The following is an 18,520-nucleotide window of genomic DNA, read 5'->3' as shown; positions in this document are numbered from 1 at the left end:
GTTTTTACACACTCTGGGCCGGTCAGCAGTTGTCTGACCCGGACCTGTGGAAAATGGACTGGTTCGTCGAAGGCGTGAAGACTCAGCAATGAGTCAGGTCAATGCGCTGCAACTCACTGGCATCAGCAAATCGTTCGATGGCTTCAAGGCGCTGATCGATGCCGACTTCACCGCCTGTTGGGGGGAAGTGCATGCCCTGCTGGGCGAGAACGGTGCAGGCAAATCCTCGCTGATGAACATTGCCGCCGGGCTGTACGCACCGGAAACCGGCACCCTGCTGCTGGACGATAACCCGGTTCAGCTTCAGGGGCCCAGAGACGCCAGCCGTTATCGGATCGGCATGGTCCACCAGCACTTCAAGCTGGTGAAGCCGTTCACAGTGGCGCAGAACATTCTCCTGGCACTGCCCGAGCAACCCGGCGAAGGCAGCTATCGCAAGCGTCTGCGTGCGCTGGAACAGGAGATTGTCGGCAAGGCCGAGGCGCTGGGGTTTGCGATTGACCCGGCGCGCACCGTCGACAGTCTGTCAGTCGCCGAGCAGCAGCGGGTCGAGATTCTCAAGGTGTTGCTCGCCGGTGCGCGGATTCTGATCCTCGACGAGCCCACGGCAGTGCTGACCGACCAGGAAGCCGAGCGTCTGCTGCTGACCGTTCAGGCATTCGCCCGGCAAGGCGCGGCGGTGGTTCTGGTCACGCACAAGATGGCTGACGTCAAGCGCTATGCCGACCGGGTAACCGTGATGCGTGGCGGGCGCACCGTGCAGACCCTGGACCCGCAGAAGGTGAGTGTCGAGCAACTGGTGCAGCTCACGGTAGGCGAATCGGTGCCGGTTGCCGAGCATCAACCGGCGACACCCGGCGAGGTGCGTTTGCAGGTCAAGGACTTGCGCAGCGTCGGCAGCAGCGCGCTCAACGGCGTCAACCTGAGCCTGCACGCCGGGCAGATTTACGGCATCGCAGGCGTGGGCGGCAACGGTCAGGCCGAGCTGGCCAACGCCCTGATGGGGCTGCCGCAAGCCACTGAGGGTGAAATCCACATGGCCGGGTTTGGCGATTTGCGCGGCGCGTCGGCCGACCAGCGTCGGCAGTTGCGCATTGCCTCGATCCCGGCCGACCGCTACGGCGCAGCGCTGGCCGGGTCGTTGTCGGTGGCCGAGAACTTTGCCATCGGCAATATTCACAGCGGGCAATACGGCTCTTTCTGGCGCCTCGGCTACAAGCGTCTGAAACAGGATGCGCAGCGCGCCGTGGCGGACTTCGACGTACAGGGCGTGCGCTCTCTGGATCAGAAAGCTGCGCTGTTGTCGGGAGGCAATGCCCAGAAGCTGGTGATCGCCCGTGAATTCAGCCGCGACCCGCAATTGGTGCTGGTGCACAGCCCGAGTCGGGGCCTGGATGTGCGTGCCACCCAAGCGGTGCATGCCCGTTTGCGGGCGGCGCGGGACGCGGGTGCTGCGGTGCTGGTGATCAGCGAGGATCTGGACGAAGTATTGGCCCTGGCTGACCGTGTCGGCGTGATGAACGGCGGGCGCATCGTCGCCGAGTTCGCGCACCCTGCCGACCGGCAAGCCATCGGCAAAGCGATGGTGAGTCATGACTGAATCAGTACAACCGATGAAATCCGCACGGCAACCCTTGCTGGCGCGGCGCTACACCCTGGAGCTTCGTCAGCAGACCGGCTGGTTATTGCAGGCGCTGATCATTGCCCTGGCGCTGCTGATCGGGCTGGCGATCTGCACTGTGATTCTGATTCTTGCCGGCGTGCCTGCCGACGAGCTGCTCAACGAGTTCGTCGTGCAGACAGTGTTCGATGCACAAAACTTCAAGGCAGTGTTGTTTCAGGCATCGCCGATGATCATGGTCGGGCTCGCCGGGTGCATGGCGTTTCGGGCGCGTTTCTGGAACCTGGGTCTGGAAGGCCAGATGATCTGGGGCGCGATTGGCGCCACGGCGATCTCGCTGTTTCAGGTGGGCCCGGAGGCGTTGCGTCTGCCGCTGATGATGGCGGCAGCCGTTATCTGCGGATTGTTGTGGAGCCTGGGGCCGGTGCTGCTGAAGCTCAAGTGGCAGGTCAACGAGATCATCTCGACGCTGATGCTCAATTACATCGCCGCCAATTTCCTCCTGCACCTGGTGTACGGCAGTTGGAAGGACCCGCGCGACAACTTTCCCTATTCCCCCGCGTTCCAGAGCTTCGAGCGGCTGCCCGACCTGTTTGCCGGGTATAACGCGGCGATCCCTCTGGCGCTGCTGGTCACCGGTCTGACCCTGTGGTTCGTCGGTGTTTCGCGGGCCGGGTTGTACCTGCGCTTCGTCGATGCCAACCCGAAAGTCGCCGGGGCGGTGGGCGTACCGGTGCGCAAGATGATCATCGGCACCGTGCTGCTGTCGGGCGCGCTGGCGGGGCTTGCAGGTTTTGTCGTGACCTCGGGACAGGAAGGGCGCCTTACTCAGTCGTTCTATCAGGGCTACGGGTTTTCCGGGATTCTGATCGCCTTTCTGGCCCGCAACAATCCAGTGGCCGCAACTGTGGTCGCGCTGCTGATCGCCATGCTGTTCGTGGCCGGGCGCAACCTGCAGGTGTTCTATCAGATTCCGTTTTCGATGGTGCAACTGATCCAGGCGATTCTGGTGATCTGCGTCGCGTCTTCGGACTTTTTCATCCGCCATCGCCTGCGGCGCATCCAGGCAGGAGAACGTTGATGGAGCTTATTTCCCACTGGCTGGGCAGCGCACCGGATTTTGCCGTGCCGTTTGCCCTGGCAGCGCTGGGCCTGATCCTCATCGAGCGCAGCGGTGTACTGGCGCTGGGCGTCGAAGGGCTGATGCTGGTCGGCGCACTGGCGGGCATCGGCATGCAGTTGAGCCTCGGCTCGCCTGGCCTTTCGCTGCTGGCGTCGATGGCGGCGGCAGGTCTGGTGTCGTTACTGTTTGCGCTGATGGTGCTGGTGCTGCGGATCAACCAGGTGATCGCCGGGCTGGCGCTGGTGTTCTTTTGTCAGGGCTTGACCGGGCTGCTGGGCACGCTGCTGGGCTGGACCAACCGCCCGGTCAGCGGCTTGCAGGCGGTCGAGCTGTGGCCGTTGTCCGAGCTGCCCGTGGTAGGCCGGGTCTTTGTGCAGAACCCGCTGGTGTACCTGACCGTGGTGATTTTCATCGCGGTGGTCTGGCTGCTCGATCGCACGCGCACCGGGCTGCGCCTGCGCGCGGTGGGCGAGAACCCGCAGGCCGCTGATGCCGCAGGCATTTCCGTGCTCGGTTACCGCCTGGCGGCGATTGTCGCCGGTTCCGCGTTGATGGGGCTGGCTGGCGGTTTCATCGCCGTGCTCAGCACCAAGATGTGGATCGCCGACATGACCGGCGGGCGCGGCTGGATTGCAGTTTCGCTGGTGATCTTTGCGCGTTGGTCGCCCTGGCGCGCGTTGGCCGGCGCTTTGCTGTTCGGCGGTATCGAGGCGCTGATTCCGCAATTGGCGGCAACCGGCGTGCGCCTGCCCCAGTATTTCGTCTTGATGACGCCCTATGCGGTAACCCTGTTGGTCATGGTCTGGGTGGCGAGCGGCAAGCGGCAATCGAGCAGCCAGCCCGGTGCGCTGGGCGAACCCTACATTCGCGAGGAGCGCCGCTGAGCGGTACGCGCAGAAGCCCGTAATACGGGCGGTTCAGCACGGGTTAAGGAATTTTTGATAGCGTGTATGCTCTAATCCGGTTACCAGCGTTCGTCAAAACCAGGAGCTCCTGAATGTTTACCTCGCGTCGTTTGATCATTGTTGCCACCGCCGTAGCCATGCTTTCCGGCTGTGCAACATCCAATCCCTATGACAATCAAGGCCAGGCGCAAAGCTCCGGTGGTATGAGCAAGACGGCCAAGTACGGCGGACTCGGCGCATTGGCCGGTGCGGTAGCCGGTGCTGCCATCGATCACAATAACCGTGGCAAGGGTGCCCTGATCGGCGCTGCAGTGGCGGGTGCCGCATCGGCAGGTTATGGCTACTACGCAGACAAGCAGGAAGCTGCGCTGCGCGAGAGCATGGCCAACACCGGTGTCGAGGTGCAGCGTCAGGGTGACCAGATCAAACTGATCATGCCGGGTAACATCACGTTCGCGACGGACTCTTCGGCCATTGCCAGCAGCTTCTATTCGCCGCTCAACAACCTGGCCAGCTCGCTCAAGCAGTTCAACCAGAACAACATTGAAATCGTCGGTTACACCGACAGCACCGGCAGCCGCCAGCACAACATGGACCTTTCGCAACAGCGCGCCCAGAGTGTCGCGACTTACCTGACCTCGCAAGGCGTCGATCAAGCGCACCTGTCAGTGCGCGGTGCAGGCCCTGATCAACCGATTGCCAGCAACGCCGACGTCAACGGCCGCGCCCAGAACCGCCGCGTCGAGGTCAACCTCAAGCCGATTCCGGGTCAGCAGTACTGATCGATGCCGCTGCGTCCGCAGACGGGTTGAATGCGGGCAAAGTGGGAGCGAGCTTGCTCGCGAAGGCGATGGCCTCTTCGCGAGCAGGCTCGCTTCCACGAGTCAATATCAATGCCGCGCTGGATACTGCTCATGCAGGCTGTCCAGCAGACGGTCTTTCTCTTCCCATAGCGTATTGATCCACTGCTGGAACTCCAGGCGGTATTCTCCGTCCTGGTCGTAATTCTTGCCGAGAAACTGCTGCGGGATTTTGATCTCTTCGAAGTGCGCAACCACTTCCTTCACATTCCCGCACAGCAGGTCCCAGTAGCCGGGTTGTCCGCCAGGGTAGTGGATGGTCACGTTGATGATCGATTCCAGCTGTTCGCCCATCGCATCGAGCACGAAGGCAATGCCGCCAGCCTTGGGTTTGAGCAGGTGGCGGAACGGCGAGTTCTGTTGCGCGTGTTTGCCGGCGGTGAAGCGCGTGCCTTCGGCGAAGTTGAAAATCCCCACCGGGTTATGGCGAAACTTCGCGCAGGTGCGGCGGGTGGTTTCCAGGTCCTTGCCTTTCTTTTCCGGGTGTTTGGCAAGGTATGCCTTGGAGTAGCGCTTCATGAACGGAAAGCCCAGCGCCCACCAAGCCAGACCGATCACCGGAACCCAGATCAACTCCTGCTTGAGGAAGAACTTCAAGGGGCGAATACGTCGGTTGAGCACGTACTGCAAGACCATGATGTCGACCCAGCTCTGGTGATTGCTGGTAACCAGATACGAGTGCTGGTAATCCAGCTCTTCCAGACCGCTCAGGTGCCAGCGGGTGTGGCACAGCAGTTTGATCCAGGCATTGTTGTTGCCGATCCAGGTTTCATGGATATGGCTCATCAGCCAGTCGGTGAAACGCTGTGCCGCAGAGAAAGGCAGGCAGATCTTGAGGATCGTGACCGCGAACAGCACCGTGCAGCAGACGATGGTGTTCAGCGCCAGCAACAGCGAGGCAATGACGCCGCGTAACGGGGCAGGCAGGAAATCCATGAGGAAGATGGCTCCGCAAGTTATCGGAAGCCGCAGACTGCTCTGCGGCACTCGGGTCAGGTATCAGGACAGCGTGTCGGCCTGTATGGCTGTCAGCGCGATGGTGTAGACAATGTCGTCGACCTGCGCGCCGCGCGGCAGATCGTTCACCGGCTTGCGCAGGCCTTGCAACATCGGGCCGAGGCTTACACAGTCGGCACTGCGTTGCACCGCCTTGTACGTGGTATTGCCGGTGTTCAGGTCCGGGAACACGAACACGTTGGCGCGTCCTGCGACCGCGCTGTCCGGAGCCAGCTGCCGTGCGACCTGTTCGTTGGCGGCCGCATCATACTGCAGCGGCCCGTCGATCAATAGATCGCGGCGGGTTTCGCGTGCCAGCTGCGTCGCTTCGCGGACCTTCTCGACTTCTTCGCCGCTGGCCGAGTTGCCGCTGGAATAGCTGATCATTGCCACGCGCGGCGAGATGCCGAACGCAGTGGCCGAATCGGCGCTCTGCAAGGCAATCTCGGACAGTTCGCTGGCGCTCGGATGCGGGTTCATGATGCAGTCGCCATACATCAGCACCTGCTCGGGAAAGAGCATGAAGAACACTGAAGACACCAGCGTGCAGCCTGGCGCGGTCTTGATCAGTTGCAGGGCCGGGCGGATGGTGTTGGCGGTGGAGTGAATGACGCCGGACACCAGCCCGTCGACCTCGTCCAGCGCCAGCATCACCGTACCGATGACCACCGGGTCTTCGAGCTGTTGCTCGGCCATGGGCGCGTTCAGGCTTTTGCTTTTGCGCAGTTCTACCATCGGCGCAACGTAGCGTTCGCGAATCAGGTCCGGGTCAAGAATTTCCAGCCCCTGCGGCAGCTCGATGCCGTGCGCCTGCGCAACGGCGTGCACTTCCTCGGGCCTGGCCAGCAACACGCAACGCGCGATACCGCGTGCCTGGCAGATGGCGGCAGCCTGAATGGTCAGCGGCTCGTTGCCTTCAGGCAGCACGATGCGCTTGTTGGCCGCTTGCGCGCGCTGGATCAACTGATAGCGAAACACTGCGGGCGACAGGCGCAGCTCACGCGGTGTGCCGCAGCGCTGGTGCAGCCAGTTGGCGTCCAGGTGACTGGCAACGAAATCGGTGATGTTTTCCGCGCGCTCGCGGTCATCGATGGGGATTTCCTTGTTCAACTGATTCAGGCGATTGGCAGTGTCATACGAGCCACTGCTGACCGACAGCACCGGCAGCCCCGCCTGCAGTGCGCCGCGGCACAGCTCCATGATGCGTGGGTCGGGCACGGTATCGCTGGTCAGCAGGAGGCCGGCCAGCGGTACGCCGTTTATGGCTGCAAGGCTCACCGCCAGGATGATGTCGTCGCGGTCGCCCGGCGTCACCACCAGCACACCCGGCTTGAGCAGCGGAACCGTGTTGAGCACCGTCCGCGCACAAATGATGATTCTGGTCATGCGGCGCTGATCGTAGTCGCCTGCGTTCAGCACCTGCGCGCCGAGCAGTTCGGCCACATCGCGGGTACGCGGTGCGTTGAGTTCGGCGCGATACGGAATGCAGCCCAGCAGGCGAAAGTCGCCACTGCGCAGCAACGGCGAGTGTTCTTTCAGGCGCGAGGCGAAGACTTCCATGCTCTCTTCGGTGCGCACCTTGTTGAGTATCACGCCCAGCACCTTGGGATCCTTGGGGCCGCCAAACAGCTGGGCCTGCAATTCGACCCTGCCCGACAGATCGGCGAGCACTTCGTTTTCCGGGGCAGAGACCAGAATGACTTCGGCGTCCAGGCTCTTGGCCAAATGCAGATTGACCCGCGCGGCGTAGCTCGCGCTGCGGGTCGGGACCATGCCTTCGACCACCAGCACGTCCTTGCCGACCGCTGCCTGCTGATAAAGATTGATGATCTCTTCGAGCAGTTCATCCAGTTGACCATCACCGAGCATGCGTTCGACATGCGCCAGTCCCAGAGGCTTGGGCGGCTTGAGGCCGTGGGTGCGAGCCATCAGCTCGGTCGAACGCTCGGGGCCCAGGTCACCGGGATGGGGCTGGGCGATCGGTTTGAAAAAGCCTACTTTCAAGCCAGCGCGCTCCAGCGTGCGCACCAGTCCCAGGCTGATGGAGGTCAACCCCACGCCAAAGTCAGTGGGGGCGATAAAAAAAGTCTGCATACTGGCTTCTCGATTGAGCAGTGCAAGGGGTCGCAGCACATAGGAAAGCGCTGCCGACCGAAAAAGTCCGGAAACCGTCTAACGCGATTTCTCTGCGGCAAGACTATCGTTATCTGCGGCATTCGCACACCAGCCGCAACAAAAGGCCTGACCTCTCATCTGACTGCGTTGCAGCGGGTCCAGCACCCAGGGGCGTGACTGCCACGGAGGGTCATGACGCAGGTGCTGGGTATGGCCGCACGACAGCAGCGCAAACCAGTGACCGTGCTCGTCCTGTCTCAAATCGATAACGATTGAACCTTTCAAAGCGGGCCGTCCGTCAGAGTTGCGTTCGCTTTCGGGCGATTGCTTGGTTAAACTTGCCCGTTCTTCAATCTTAAGCAAAAGGTCTTGTCCCCATGCCGATCGCCGCCAATAAGGCTGTCTCCATTGACTATACCCTGACCAACGACGCTGGTGAGGTCATCGACAGTTCTACCGGTGCTGCGCCGCTGGTTTACCTGCACGGTGCAGGCAACATCATCCCGGGCCTGGAAAAGGCACTGGAAGGCAAGGAAGTAGGCGACCAGCTGAACGTTGCCGTCGAGCCCGAAGACGCCTACGGTGAGTACTCGGCCGAACTGGTCAGCACCCTGAGCAGCAGCATGTTCGAAGGCGTCGACAAGCTCGAAGTCGGCATGCAGTTTCACGCTTCCGGTCCGGATGGCGGCATGCAGATCGTGACCATCCGTGATCTGGAAGGCGACGATGTTACCGTTGACGGCAACCATCCGCTCGCGGGTCAGCGCCTGAACTTCGACGTGAAGGTTGTGGCCATCCGTGATGCCAGTGAAGAAGAAATGGCTCACGGCCATGTTCACGGTGAAGGCGGTCATCAACACTGATTTGTGCTGCTAAGCTCAGGCACTGAAAAGGCGCCCTGGCTGTTCTGCGATGACGACTTTCGTTACGCGTGCGGTCACGGTGCCTTTTTTCGGGTTATAGCCTGGGCCGACTTGTTTCAAAAGGGGTTCTCATGAGTGCTTTTCACGACATCAAATTGAAAGCGCTGGGTGGCCAGGAACTGCCGCTGGCGAATTTCAGGAACAAAGTGGTTCTGGTGGTCAACGTCGCGTCCAAATGCGGGCTGACACCGCAGTACGCAGCACTTGAAAACCTCTATCAGCAGTACAAGGACAAGGGCCTTGAGATACTGGGTCTGCCGTGCAACCAGTTTGCCGGGCAAGAACCAGGTACCGAGCAAGAGATCGCCGAGTTTTGCCAACTCAACTACGGCGTGACCTTTACGCTGGGTGAAAAACTCGATGTCAACGGCCCCAACCGTCACTCGCTCTACCGTTTGCTGGCGGGCGAGGGTGCCGAGTTTCCCGGGGATATCACCTGGAACTTCGAAAAGTTTCTGGTCGGCAAGAACGGTGGTGTAAGCGCACGTTTTTCTCCGCGTACCACTCCGGATGATCCTGCCGTGATCCAGGCCATTGAAAAGGCCCTGGCGCAAAGCTGATCGTACAGCCGGGGTAGCATTTCGCGTTCGCCCGGCTTTCTTGCGCGCTCGTCGCTTCTGAACTCAAATCAGTCAGATCAATAGTACTGGGCCAGCGCTGACACCCGGCGATATTCTGCGCGTCTGATGGCAATCGACCATTTCACAGGAGTTGCGCATGTCGGCAGAAGCCTTGTTCACGCCTTTCCGTCTGGGCAGTCTGGAGCTGTCGTCGCGTGTGGTCATGGCCCCCATGACCCGCTCGTTCTCGCCAGGGCACGTGCCCAACTCGAAGGTCGTCGAGTACTACCGGCGGCGCGCTGCGGCAGGCGTCGGGCTGATTATCACCGAAGGTACGACGGTCAATCACAAGGCCTCCAACGGCTATCCGAACGTCCCGCAGTTTTTCGGTGAAGCGCCACTGGCCGGTTGGCGCAAAGTGGTCGAGGCAGTACATGCGGAGGGCGGCAGGATCGTCCCGCAACTCTGGCACGTCGGCGCAGTTCGTCGTCCTGGCACCGAGCCGGACGGCAGCGTGCCTGCCTACGGGCCGATGGAGAAGGTCAAGGACGGTCAGGTGCTGGTGCATGGCATGAGCAAGCAGGACATCGACGAGGTCGTTGCGGCCTTTGCCCAGGCTGCCGCCGATGCCAAGGCGATTGGCATGGACGGTGTCGAAATTCATGGGGCTCACGGTTACCTGGTCGATCAGTTCTTTTGGGAGGGCAGCAATCAACGCAGCGACGAGTACGGCGGCAGCCTCGCCAACCGCTCACGTTTTGCTCTCGAACTGATCAAGGCCGTGCGCGCCGCTGTGGGCCCGGATTACCCGATCATTTTCCGTTTCTCACAATGGAAACAGCAGGATTACACCGCGCGCCTGGTGCAAACGCCTGAGGCGCTGGGCGAGTTTCTGCAGCCTCTGGCTGATGCTGGTGTGGATATCTTTCATTGCTCTACCCGGCGTTTCTGGGAGCCTGAGTTCGAAGGCTCCGACCTGAACCTGGCGGGCTGGACGCGCAAGCTGACTGGCAAACCGACCATCACAGTCGGCAGCGTCGGACTGGACGGTGAGTTCCTGCAATTTATGGTCGACACCGACAAGGTCGCTCAACCGGCCAGCCTGGAAAATCTGCTGAAGCGGCTGGGCAACGACGAGTTCGATCTGGTGGCGGTGGGGCGTGCGCTGCTGGTCGATCCGGATTGGGCACTGAAAGTGCGCGAGGGACGCGAGCAGGACATCCTGCCCTTCAGTCGAGACGCACTGGCGACACTGGCCTGATCTTCTTGCTGGCGACCGGCCTGATCTCTTTGATGCTTGCAGCATTCTGGCTCGGGCAGGCCTCGCGCAATTGACGTTCGAACTGATCGATGACCGCTGTCCAGCCCTGGCGACTGGCATGTTGCCGGGCATTGAGGCGCACGCGGCGCAGTGTCTCATTGTCTTCCAGCAACCAGCGCGCCGAGTCGATGAACGCCGCCTCATCCCCCGGCATGGCCAACGCACCGTTGTGGCCGTGGCGGATATGCTGCCCGGCTGCGGCTTCATCGTAGGCGACCACGCCCAGGCCTGAGGCGAGTGCTTCGAGAACCACATTGCCGAAGGTTTCGGTGAGGCTGGGGAACAGAAACATATCGGCCGAGGCATAGTGCGTCGCCAGCACCTCGCCGCGCTGGGTGCCGCAGAAAATCGCATCCGGAATTTGCTGCTCCAGCTGCGCGCGTTGAGGTCCGTCGCCAACCACCACCAGTTTCAGATTACGCTGCGGGTAACTGTCCTTGAGCGCCTCGAAACAGGCTTTGAGCAGGCTCAGGTTTTTTTCGGGGGCAAGGCGACCAACATGCAGGACCGCGACATCATCGGCTTGCAGACCCCAGCTCTCACGCAGAGGCTGCGAGCGTCTGGACGGGCTGAACAGTTGACTGTCGACGCCTCGCGACAACAGCTCGATCCTCTCAAAGCCACGCCGCTCCAGCTCGACCTTCTGACTGATGCTCGGCACCAGCGTCATGCGCGACCGGTTGTGGAACCAGCGCAGGTAGTGCGTCAGCAAGCGGGTGATGAAACCCATGCCGTACTGCTGCGTGTACTGCGGGAAGTTGGTATGGAAGCCACTGATCACCGCAATCCCCAGACGCCGTGCTGCGCGCAGTGCCGAGAGCCCCAGCGGACCTTCCGTGGCGATGTACAGCACATCCGGCCGACGCCGTTGCCAGCGCCGCAGCAGCTTGTGCATCGAAGACTGACCCCACTGCAACCCCGGGTAACCCGGTATCGGCCAGCCCCGGCAGAGCAGCAGATCCTCTGCAGTGCCCGCGCCGATCTCGTCGTTCTGACGTGGCCGGACCAGCTCGACCCGATGCCCACGCAACCGCAACCCTTCACACAGCCGCCCCAGGGTATTGGCGACGCCGTTGATCTCGGGAGTAAAGGTTTCAGTGATCAGGGTGACATTAAGAATTTGGCTCATGAGAGCAGTGTCGACTGATTACATTTCGATTATGTGGCGGTTGTGTGATGGATTGGTGATAGGGCGTCGGTAAGGTGAGCAAGTTGGCGTGAGACTGCGCGGAATAGTTAATGGGTAAACGCATAGGCTGTACAACCCAACGGGGTGACATTAGGAAATGGCACAGTATTGTCGGTATGGGTCATTTGAAAGTCCCTCGCGCACGTTCCATTGCCGCTGGTATAGGCACGAAGTCTTTATCCTCCACAATGGATCTGCGTTGTTCGATAGTCATGCTATCCATGAAGCGATTTGAGCGGGGGATTGCCGAGCTGCCGAGTGTTGCGGGTAATGCGACTGAAGGTTTTTTCTCCGTCTGTGTGATGGCAGCGTTCAACAGGCTTGCAAACTGACCTGAGCGGTTTTCCGGTAGTCTTTCGAGGGATGCCGGTCGGTAGGAGGAGAGTTGTTCTGCGGCAGATTTTGTTTTTATTTCCATAGCGATTACTCCTGTTTTTTTCAATCAGGAGAGCAAGGATAATGCCATATTTAATGTATTGGTTGTTCCTACGCCGTTGCAGTCTTGTATTAGAGGTCGGGAAGATATGTCCTACACAATATTCCTACGTGTAATGTTTTTTCATATCTCGGCAAGCAGTGTCTGGTTGCGGCAAGTCGTTGCCGTTACACGGAATGGAGTTCTATAAGCTACTTGTAAGAATGCTGATATATCGCTGTAAGCAGTTTCCCTTTTAATGCTGAAGTGCCGAACAGATAACTCGTTATCTGTTCGGCACGCTCTCAGGCGGAGTCGTCACTCAGCCGGTCAAGCAGGGCACTCAGCCCAGATCACGAACCAGTTGGCCGATCACTTCGCCCACTTTGGCCAGATCCGGTGCCGCCAGACGATGTTCATCGGCATACGAATACGCCACGGTGAACAGGCCGGCGGTGCGGGTGGAATAAGCAGGGGCGTCTTTTTCGAAAACACGGTTCGCGGCTTCGGCAGTCAGCGACGTGGAGCTGATGACGATGCGTTCTTCGGGGTCGTTCACGCCGTTGATGTACACGTTGTCCGGGTTGATCGACCATTCGGCCAGTTCACTGACCAGAAAGGCGCGGATCTTTTCCTGAACGGTTGCGTTGTCAGCGGCCAGTGCAGCAGGATTTACTCGAGCATTCATGATTTAACTTCCTTGTTAAGTTCATGTGTCGCCTGGTTTCATGGAAGGTGGCTTCACATGAACGGATTGATTGAGGCCCCATTTAGCCCCAGCTGGCAGGGTGAGTTGCGGTGCATATTTATATGCGTGTGATTTTTTTCTTCGCGTGTGCCGAACCGCATGACGCGGTCCGGCAGGTTGGCATTCAGCCGCGTGCGTGGGTCACCGGCAACGCATCCGCGCCGCGCTCGCGCACCCAGAACAGCGTTGCCCCGGCCACTGCAGCAGGCATCATCAGCAGGTTGACCACCGGGATCAGCAAGGCAACGTAGACGATGCCGCCGAAGCTAAGGCTCTGCCAGCGTTTGCTCTTCAGCCAGCCGAGCATTTCGTTCCAGCCCAGTTTGTGGTTGTCAGCAGGGTAGTCGATGTACTGGATCGCCATCATCCACACCCCGAACAATAGCCACAGCGGGGCGGCGATGATGTTGGCGACCGGGATGAACGACAGGATGAACAGGCCGAGCATGCGCGGCAGCATGTAGCCCAGCTTGCGCGCTTCGCGGGCCAGGGTGCGGGGCACCATGGCGACCAGTTCGGCCCAGCTGAAATCGGGCGATTCGTCTACACCGCGAACCACGGCTTCGACCTTTTCGGACAGAAACCCGTTGAACGGTGCGGCGATGATGTTGGCGACCACGGTGAAGGTGAAAAACACCATCAGCAGCACCAGCGCCACGAACAGTGGCCAGAGGATATAGCTGAGAAAGCTCAGCCAGTGGGGCAGGGTCGGCATGAAGGTGTCGACCCACAGCTCGAACTGATGCACCGCCAGATAGATCAGGCCGCAGAACAACACCACATTGATGCTCAATGGCAGTAGAACGAACAAGCGCAAGCCAGGGCTGAGGACCAGTTTCAGGCCCTCTCTCAGGTATTGCGGGCCGGTAAGGGCGGGAGCGGGCATGGGAGTCTCCGAGTGCTTGAAAGGCGTGACCTTACCGGCTTTGTGATGGCCATGAAAGAGCAGAGCACCGACGGTTTTTGAGCATGCCAGACTTGTGGCGTATCCTTGGCAAAGGAAGACCATCCGAATGGCTCGCCACCCATGCGCCGCTTTCAAGCGCTTGCGCTATAGAAGTGACCTATAGGGTGGATTGTGAAACGATATTTCCTTAACCTCTGCGGCCCCGATAGGCTGTTCCGCAATTTAAGACCTGTCCTTCAGGTCAGAATTTTCAGGACCTGCCGAACCAAACGACGCTTCCCCAAGCGTTTCGGTGGTCCTTTTTATCCAGCCGTCCCGACCGCGGCGTAAACGGTCGGTCGATAGGAGTGTGTCATGTCAGACGTACGTCATTCCCGAGTGATCATTCTCGGTTCCGGCCCTGCCGGTTACAGCGCTGCGGTCTACGCCGCTCGCGCCAACCTCAAGCCCCTGCTGATCACCGGCATGCAGGCTGGCGGCCAATTGACCACGACTACAGAAGTTGATAACTGGCCAGGCGACCCGCACGGCCTGACCGGTCCTGCGCTGATGGAACGCATGCGTGAGCATGCCGAGCGTTTTGAGACTGAAATTGTCTTTGACCACATCAATTCCGTTGATCTGGCCGGCAAGCCGTTCAGCCTGCAGGGCGATAGCGCAACCTACACCTGCGACGCCCTGATCATTGCCACCGGCGCCAGTGCTCGCTACCTGGGCCTGCCTTCGGAAGAAGCGTTCATGGGCAAGGGTGTCTCTGCCTGCGCAACCTGCGACGGTTTCTTCTATCGCAACCGTGAAGTCGCGGTGGTCGGTGGTGGTAACACGGCGGTGGAAGAGGCGCTGTATCTGGCCAACATCGCCAGCAAGGTGACCCTGGTTCACCGTCGCGAAACCTTCCGTGCCGAGAAGATCCTGATCGACAAGCTGCACGCACGTGTCGCCGAAGGCAAGATCGAACTCAAGCTCAATGCCACGCTGGACGAAGTCCTGGGTGACAACATGGGTGTGACCGGTGCGCGTCTGAAGAACAATGACGGCAGCAGCAGCGAGTTGAAAGTCGACGGTGTGTTCATCGCGATCGGCCACACACCAAACACCTCGTTGTTCGACGGTCAGCTGGCGTTGAAAGACGGTTACATGGTTGTGCAGGGTGGCCGTGAAGGCAACGCCACGGCGACCAGCGTCGAAGGCGTATTCGCTGCCGGTGACGTGGCTGACCACGTCTATCGCCAGGCCATTACCTCGGCCGGTGCCGGCTGCATGGCGGCACTGGACGTCGAGCGCTACCTGGACGGGCTGGCTGACGTATCGTTCTGATTTGCTCTCGTGCCCAAGCGCTCAGCGCTATACACAAATCTCATGGGAGCGATCCGCATTGCTCGCGAAGAGGTCAGTACATCCCCCAGAAACAGGGTGTTTGAACCGATGCCTTCGTGAGCAAGCTCACTCCCACAGTGGGCTGTACTCTGCCTCATGCTGTGTTTAACCCCGTTTTCCGGGCTTACCAGGACGTGTGTATAGCGTGGAGTGCCCAGGTATGGGCACTAGAACGATGTGATTTCAACCCAGCCGATCAAGCCTTGCGCTTGAGCGGCTCGCCTTCAAACTTCACACCCGCCAGACCCTTCGCGATCAGCGCACGGATATTGCCGTGGTCGCTGCCTTCAGGCGTGGCTTGTACCGAGCGGTAATGCTCGCCGAACGCCAGCAGTGCCTCTTCGTCAGTCAGGCCTTCCAGTAATGCCAGGCCCAGGGTCTTGCACGACCCTTCGTTTTGCCCGGCAGCATTGTCGACGTCGCCGTTTCTGAAGGCCTGAGGCTGGTAGTCGTAGCCTTCGGCGATGAACGCCAGGGTGTCGGCAAACGCATGCTCGCCGCTGCGCAGGCGGGTGCGCAGGGAATTCAGATCAGTCATGTTGTTTGGTTTCCTTGACGAACGCCGCTTGTTGTTCGGCGTTCGCTTCTTTCTGGTAGCGGGCTTTCCACTCGCTGTAGGGCATGCCATAAACCACTTCACGCGCATCATCCAGGCTGAGGTCGATCTGCTTTTCGTCAGCGGCGGCCTTGTACCACTTGGACAGGCAATTGCGGCAAAAGCCGGACAGGTTCATCAGGTCGATGTTCTGGACATCCTTGCGGCTGTCCAGATGCGCGACCAGTCGGCGGAAGGCTGCAGCTTCGAGTTCGAGGCGTTCTTGCTCGGTCATGACGGGCTCTTTTCAGTAGACGGTTGGCGTCATGATAAGAGTTTCAGCGTTGACCGGCGAGCGTGATCGACACCGATTCGGCAAAGCGCAGGGCATGCGGCTTGTCGACTTCCACCTCAGCGTAGGTCACCGCCTCGTGGCTCATCACCAGATCCAGCACTTCCTGGGTCAGCCGTTCCAGCAGGGCAAAGCGATTGCCCTCGACATGCTGGATGATGGCCTTGGTGATGGTGCGATAGTTGAGGGCATGCTCGATGTCGTTATCACGAACGGCTTCCTGAGCGGCATAGAGAATCGTCAGGTTGATCAGCACGTCCTGTTTGTTGAGGATTTCGTCCTCGTTGATGCCGATGAACGTGCGCAAGCGCAGGTCCTTGACCCGGATGCGCGCGGTGCCAGGTTCGAGTCTTGCCATTATTGTCTGCTCCGTCCGATCAATTGCAGAAACTCCATGCGCGTGGTGCTCGAGTCCCGGAAGGCGCCCAGCATCACTGACGTGTTCATGGTCGAATTCTGCTTTTCGACGCCACGCATCATCATGCACATGTGCTGCGCCTCAATGACCACGGCCACACCGGCGGCTCCGGTGACTTTCTGAATCGCATCGGCAATCTGCTTGGTCAGATTTTCCTGAATCTGCAGACGTCGGGCAAACATGTCGACGATGCGTGCGATCTTCGACAGGCCCAGCACCTTGCCGGTCGGAATGTAGGCCACATGCGCCTTGCCTATGAACGGCAGCAGGTGATGCTCGCAAAGCGAGTACAGCTCGATGTTCTGGACGATGACCATTTCATCGTTGTCGGAGGCGAACAGGGCGCCATTGACGATCTCTTCGACACTCTGGGTGTAGCCGTGACACAGATACTGCATGGCTTTGGACGCGCGTTTCGGCGTGTCCAGAAGACCTTCGCGGTCTGGATCTTCACCAAGGCCGAGCAGAATGTCTCGATAGTGCTGGGGCAGGGACGAACTCATCAGAATGATCCTCGGGGCGGCTTACTTGACGTGCCGTCCGCCGTTTACGGTCAGTGTTGTGCCGGTGACATAGGTGCTGTCCAGAAGATAACGCAGGCTCTGGTAGATCACCTCTGCACCTGGCTCTATGCCCAGGGCCGACTTGGCCAGGGCGTTGGCGCGGTAGGCCGCATCATCCTTGGGTTGAAACATCAACAGCGCCGGTGCTATGCCGTTGACTTTGACAAGCGGGGCGAACCTGGCGGCGAAGGACAGCGTCAGGCTTTCCAGGCCGGCCTTGGTTGCGCAGTAGGCGATGTGCTTGCTGCTGCCCTTGCGGGTCACGTCGTCGCTGATATGCACGATGTCAGCGACCTCACTGGCGGTCAGCAACGACTCGCAATGCAGATTGATCAGGTAGGGCGCCAGCATGTGCACGCTGAACATGCGGGTGAAGTTGTCGGCTTCATCGCCCGGTGTTTCTGCCAGCCACTCGGAAGCGTTGTGGACAATGGCCCGCAGGCTCGAGGTCTGGGTTTTCAACAGCTCGACAAAGGCCATGATCCCGGCCTCACAGGAAAAATCCCCGTGGATGGCCACTGCTCCAGCCTGGCGCAGCTCCGTCACACTTTCGTGCTCGGTGCGATAACTGATGATCACCCGCTGCCCGTGTTCCAGCAGACGCAAGGCGCAATGCAGGCCCACGCGCTGGCTGGCGCCAGTGATCAGGATCGGTGCAGAAGACATTGCCATCGACAGCTCACGTATCGGTTATCCGTAGTGGACGGGGATTGTACGGTCGATTGTTTCTTCCGGTTTACAGGCAAAGTTATACCAGAGAATTTTTTTGTACAACCCTGGACATCATGAAACTCGCCGACGCAGTGCTCGCAGGCGCTGAGCACAGGGAGGCTGCGGAGACGAGCGGGGCTGGGAAGCGACCAAGACCTGTACCGAGGTGTAAAGGTGTACAGGTCTTTATGAGCTTAACGAGGGGAAGGTGATTGCGTCGGGCGTGCCGGTGCAGGCGTGCTCTGCAGCCAGGGTGCCAGCAGGCGCGTGGACAGCGGGATGAACAGGTAGACCATCAGTGGGGTGAGCACCGCCGTGCTGATCATGATGCGCGGCAACAGGTCCAGATGATTGAGCAGCGGGCCCAGTAGAAAATTGAAGATCAGCGACACGGGGAAAAACGCCAGCCAGATCGCGACAGCCTGTTTCCAGCGTGGCGGGCGCTGGTCGATCGCGCCGAACCAGCCGTCGATGCCGCTGACCCGATGCTCCGAGGGTTGTGCGAAAAGACCGCTGCCGCGCACCAGCCAGGAGCGTCGAGAGGCGGAATGCTCCCAGGCGTGCATGGTGTGCTCATCGGTAAAGCGGAAAATGATCTGAAATTCGTCATCGCCGGGCGGGGGCGCCAGTACCCCTGAACCCAGATACCCCGGAAAGTCCGTGGCCAGCTGTTCGCCTTCGTGCAGCCAGGCCATCATTTCATGGTAGCGACCCTGCGCCACGCGGCGGGCAACCATCAAGGTGACGGGTGAGGTAGACATTGTATATCTCCGGTAGAGGCGTGAAATTCCCGGGTAGGGAGGTCACATGCCGCGATCCGGGATGGTGGGTCGCGACAGTTTCACGTGAACAGCAAGCAAGGATTATTCCTGAAACGCTGA

Annotated in this window: 21 protein-coding genes; 8 read left to right on the top strand and 13 right to left on the bottom strand. The window is 60.0% G+C overall.

Translation table 11 applies throughout. The features are described from left to right. Positions 1-88: 88 nt before the first annotated feature. The 4 genes from P406_RS15225 to P406_RS15210 all read left to right on the top strand — a co-directional run bounded on the left by P406_RS15225 (position 89) and on the right by P406_RS15210 (position 4,431). Entirely contained in the window at positions 89-1,600 is a 1,512-nt protein-coding gene (locus P406_RS15225) for an ABC transporter ATP-binding protein (protein ID WP_003415100.1), read from the top strand. Further along, positions 1,593-2,702 carry an ABC transporter permease gene (locus P406_RS15220; protein ID WP_046236641.1) on the top strand — a complete coding sequence of 370 codons (1,110 nt, stop codon included), beginning with the start codon at positions 1,593-1,595 and terminating at the stop codon, positions 2,700-2,702. Before P406_RS15225 ends, P406_RS15220 begins: the two co-directional genes overlap by 8 nt. Beyond that, positions 2,702-3,628: an ABC transporter permease gene (locus tag P406_RS15215; RefSeq protein ID WP_003316999.1), complete on the top strand. Its 927-nt coding sequence runs from the start codon at positions 2,702-2,704 to the stop codon at positions 3,626-3,628. The genes P406_RS15220 and P406_RS15215 overlap by 1 nt, the downstream gene beginning before the upstream one ends. Before the next feature lie 113 nt (positions 3,629-3,741). Continuing rightward, complete coding sequence (locus P406_RS15210; RefSeq protein WP_024652673.1) at positions 3,742-4,431, top strand: YiaD family glycine zipper/OmpA-like lipoprotein; 690 nt, start codon at positions 3,742-3,744, stop codon at positions 4,429-4,431. Between the two features lie 108 nt (positions 4,432-4,539). Here P406_RS15210 and yihG read toward each other — a convergent pair whose 3' ends face one another. From yihG to P406_RS27830, 3 genes are all read right to left on the bottom strand, one after another. Continuing rightward, entirely contained in the window at positions 4,540-5,445 is a 906-nt protein-coding gene (yihG, locus tag P406_RS15205) for a 1-acylglycerol-3-phosphate O-acyltransferase, YihG family (RefSeq protein WP_046236640.1), read from the bottom strand. Between the two features lie 63 nt (positions 5,446-5,508). Further along, positions 5,509-7,599 (bottom strand): phosphate acetyltransferase, encoded by a 2,091-nt coding sequence (gene pta / locus P406_RS15200; protein ID WP_003408730.1) that lies wholly within the window; start codon positions 7,597-7,599, stop codon positions 5,509-5,511. Positions 7,600-7,677: 78 nt separating this feature from the next. Then, entirely contained in the window at positions 7,678-7,983 is a 306-nt protein-coding gene (locus P406_RS27830; RefSeq protein ID WP_003316996.1) for a DUF3565 domain-containing protein, read from the bottom strand. 14 nt (positions 7,984-7,997) lie between these two features. On the opposite strand from P406_RS27830, the gene P406_RS15195 reads away from it, so the two are divergent. The 3 genes from P406_RS15195 (at position 7,998) to P406_RS15185 (ending at position 10,364) form a co-directional block, all read left to right on the top strand. Beyond that, positions 7,998-8,483, top strand: coding sequence for an FKBP-type peptidyl-prolyl cis-trans isomerase (locus tag P406_RS15195; protein WP_003346185.1), 486 nt, complete (start codon positions 7,998-8,000; stop codon positions 8,481-8,483). A 131-nt stretch (positions 8,484-8,614) separates the two neighbouring features. Next, positions 8,615-9,103, top strand: coding sequence for a glutathione peroxidase (locus tag P406_RS15190; RefSeq protein WP_003316994.1), 489 nt, complete (start codon positions 8,615-8,617; stop codon positions 9,101-9,103). Positions 9,104-9,260: 157 nt separating this feature from the next. After that, positions 9,261-10,364, top strand: coding sequence for an NADH:flavin oxidoreductase (locus P406_RS15185; RefSeq protein WP_046236639.1), 1,104 nt, complete (start codon positions 9,261-9,263; stop codon positions 10,362-10,364). Here P406_RS15185 and P406_RS15180 read toward each other — a convergent pair. The 4 genes from P406_RS15180 to cysZ form a co-directional block, all read right to left on the bottom strand. After that, complete coding sequence (locus P406_RS15180) at positions 10,333-11,553, bottom strand: glycosyltransferase family 4 protein (protein ID WP_046236638.1); 1,221 nt, start codon at positions 11,551-11,553, stop codon at positions 10,333-10,335. The two genes, P406_RS15185 and P406_RS15180, sit on opposite strands and share 32 nt — an antisense overlap. Positions 11,554-11,734: 181 nt before the next feature. Beyond that, positions 11,735-12,031, bottom strand: a complete 297-nt coding sequence (locus P406_RS15175; protein WP_046236637.1) for a hypothetical protein — start codon at positions 12,029-12,031, stop codon at positions 11,735-11,737. Between the two features lie 340 nt (positions 12,032-12,371). Beyond that, positions 12,372-12,716, bottom strand: a complete 345-nt coding sequence (locus tag P406_RS15170; protein WP_046236636.1) for a hypothetical protein — start codon at positions 12,714-12,716, stop codon at positions 12,372-12,374. Between the two features lie 184 nt (positions 12,717-12,900). Beyond that, positions 12,901-13,662, bottom strand: a complete 762-nt coding sequence (gene cysZ / locus P406_RS15165) for a sulfate transporter CysZ (protein WP_003408742.1) — start codon at positions 13,660-13,662, stop codon at positions 12,901-12,903. A gap of 375 nt (positions 13,663-14,037) precedes the next feature. Here cysZ and trxB point away from each other — a divergent pair, with 375 nt between their 5' ends. Then, positions 14,038-15,000 carry a thioredoxin-disulfide reductase gene (gene trxB / locus P406_RS15160; RefSeq protein ID WP_003316986.1) on the top strand — a complete coding sequence of 321 codons (963 nt, stop codon included), beginning with the start codon at positions 14,038-14,040 and terminating at the stop codon, positions 14,998-15,000. Between the two features lie 256 nt (positions 15,001-15,256). Here trxB and P406_RS15155 read toward each other — a convergent pair whose 3' ends face one another. The 6 genes from P406_RS15155 to P406_RS15130 all read right to left on the bottom strand — a co-directional run bounded on the left by P406_RS15155 (position 15,257) and on the right by P406_RS15130 (position 18,400). Next, positions 15,257-15,598: a HopJ type III effector protein gene (locus P406_RS15155; protein WP_003316985.1), complete on the bottom strand. Its 342-nt coding sequence runs from the start codon at positions 15,596-15,598 to the stop codon at positions 15,257-15,259. Continuing rightward, on the bottom strand, positions 15,591-15,890 hold the full coding sequence (locus P406_RS15150; protein WP_003346198.1) for a DUF1244 domain-containing protein: 300 nt from the start codon (positions 15,888-15,890) through the stop codon (positions 15,591-15,593). The genes P406_RS15155 and P406_RS15150 overlap by 8 nt, the downstream gene beginning before the upstream one ends. Positions 15,891-15,933: 43 nt before the next feature. Further along, positions 15,934-16,305 carry a dihydroneopterin triphosphate 2'-epimerase gene (gene folX, locus P406_RS15145; protein ID WP_003316983.1) on the bottom strand — a complete coding sequence of 124 codons (372 nt, stop codon included), beginning with the start codon at positions 16,303-16,305 and terminating at the stop codon, positions 15,934-15,936. Next, entirely contained in the window at positions 16,305-16,868 is a 564-nt protein-coding gene (gene folE, locus P406_RS15140; RefSeq protein WP_003346200.1) for a GTP cyclohydrolase I FolE, read from the bottom strand. The genes folX and folE overlap by 1 nt, the downstream gene beginning before the upstream one ends. A 21-nt stretch (positions 16,869-16,889) precedes the next feature. Continuing rightward, positions 16,890-17,600 (bottom strand): dihydromonapterin reductase, encoded by a 711-nt coding sequence (folM, locus tag P406_RS15135; protein ID WP_046236635.1) that lies wholly within the window; start codon positions 17,598-17,600, stop codon positions 16,890-16,892. A gap of 233 nt (positions 17,601-17,833) precedes the next feature. Beyond that, positions 17,834-18,400 carry a putative antibiotic biosynthesis monooxygenase gene (locus P406_RS15130; protein ID WP_003346204.1) on the bottom strand — a complete coding sequence of 189 codons (567 nt, stop codon included), beginning with the start codon at positions 18,398-18,400 and terminating at the stop codon, positions 17,834-17,836. Positions 18,401-18,520 lie beyond the last annotated feature (120 nt).

Origin of the sequence: Pseudomonas syringae pv. coryli str. NCPPB 4273, assembly GCF_000972175.1 — a bacterium.
Taxonomy (GTDB): domain Bacteria; phylum Pseudomonadota; class Gammaproteobacteria; order Pseudomonadales; family Pseudomonadaceae; genus Aquipseudomonas; species Aquipseudomonas syringae.
The sequence above is the reverse complement of the archived record's forward strand: the minus strand, read 5'-3'. Positions and strand labels throughout refer to the sequence as shown.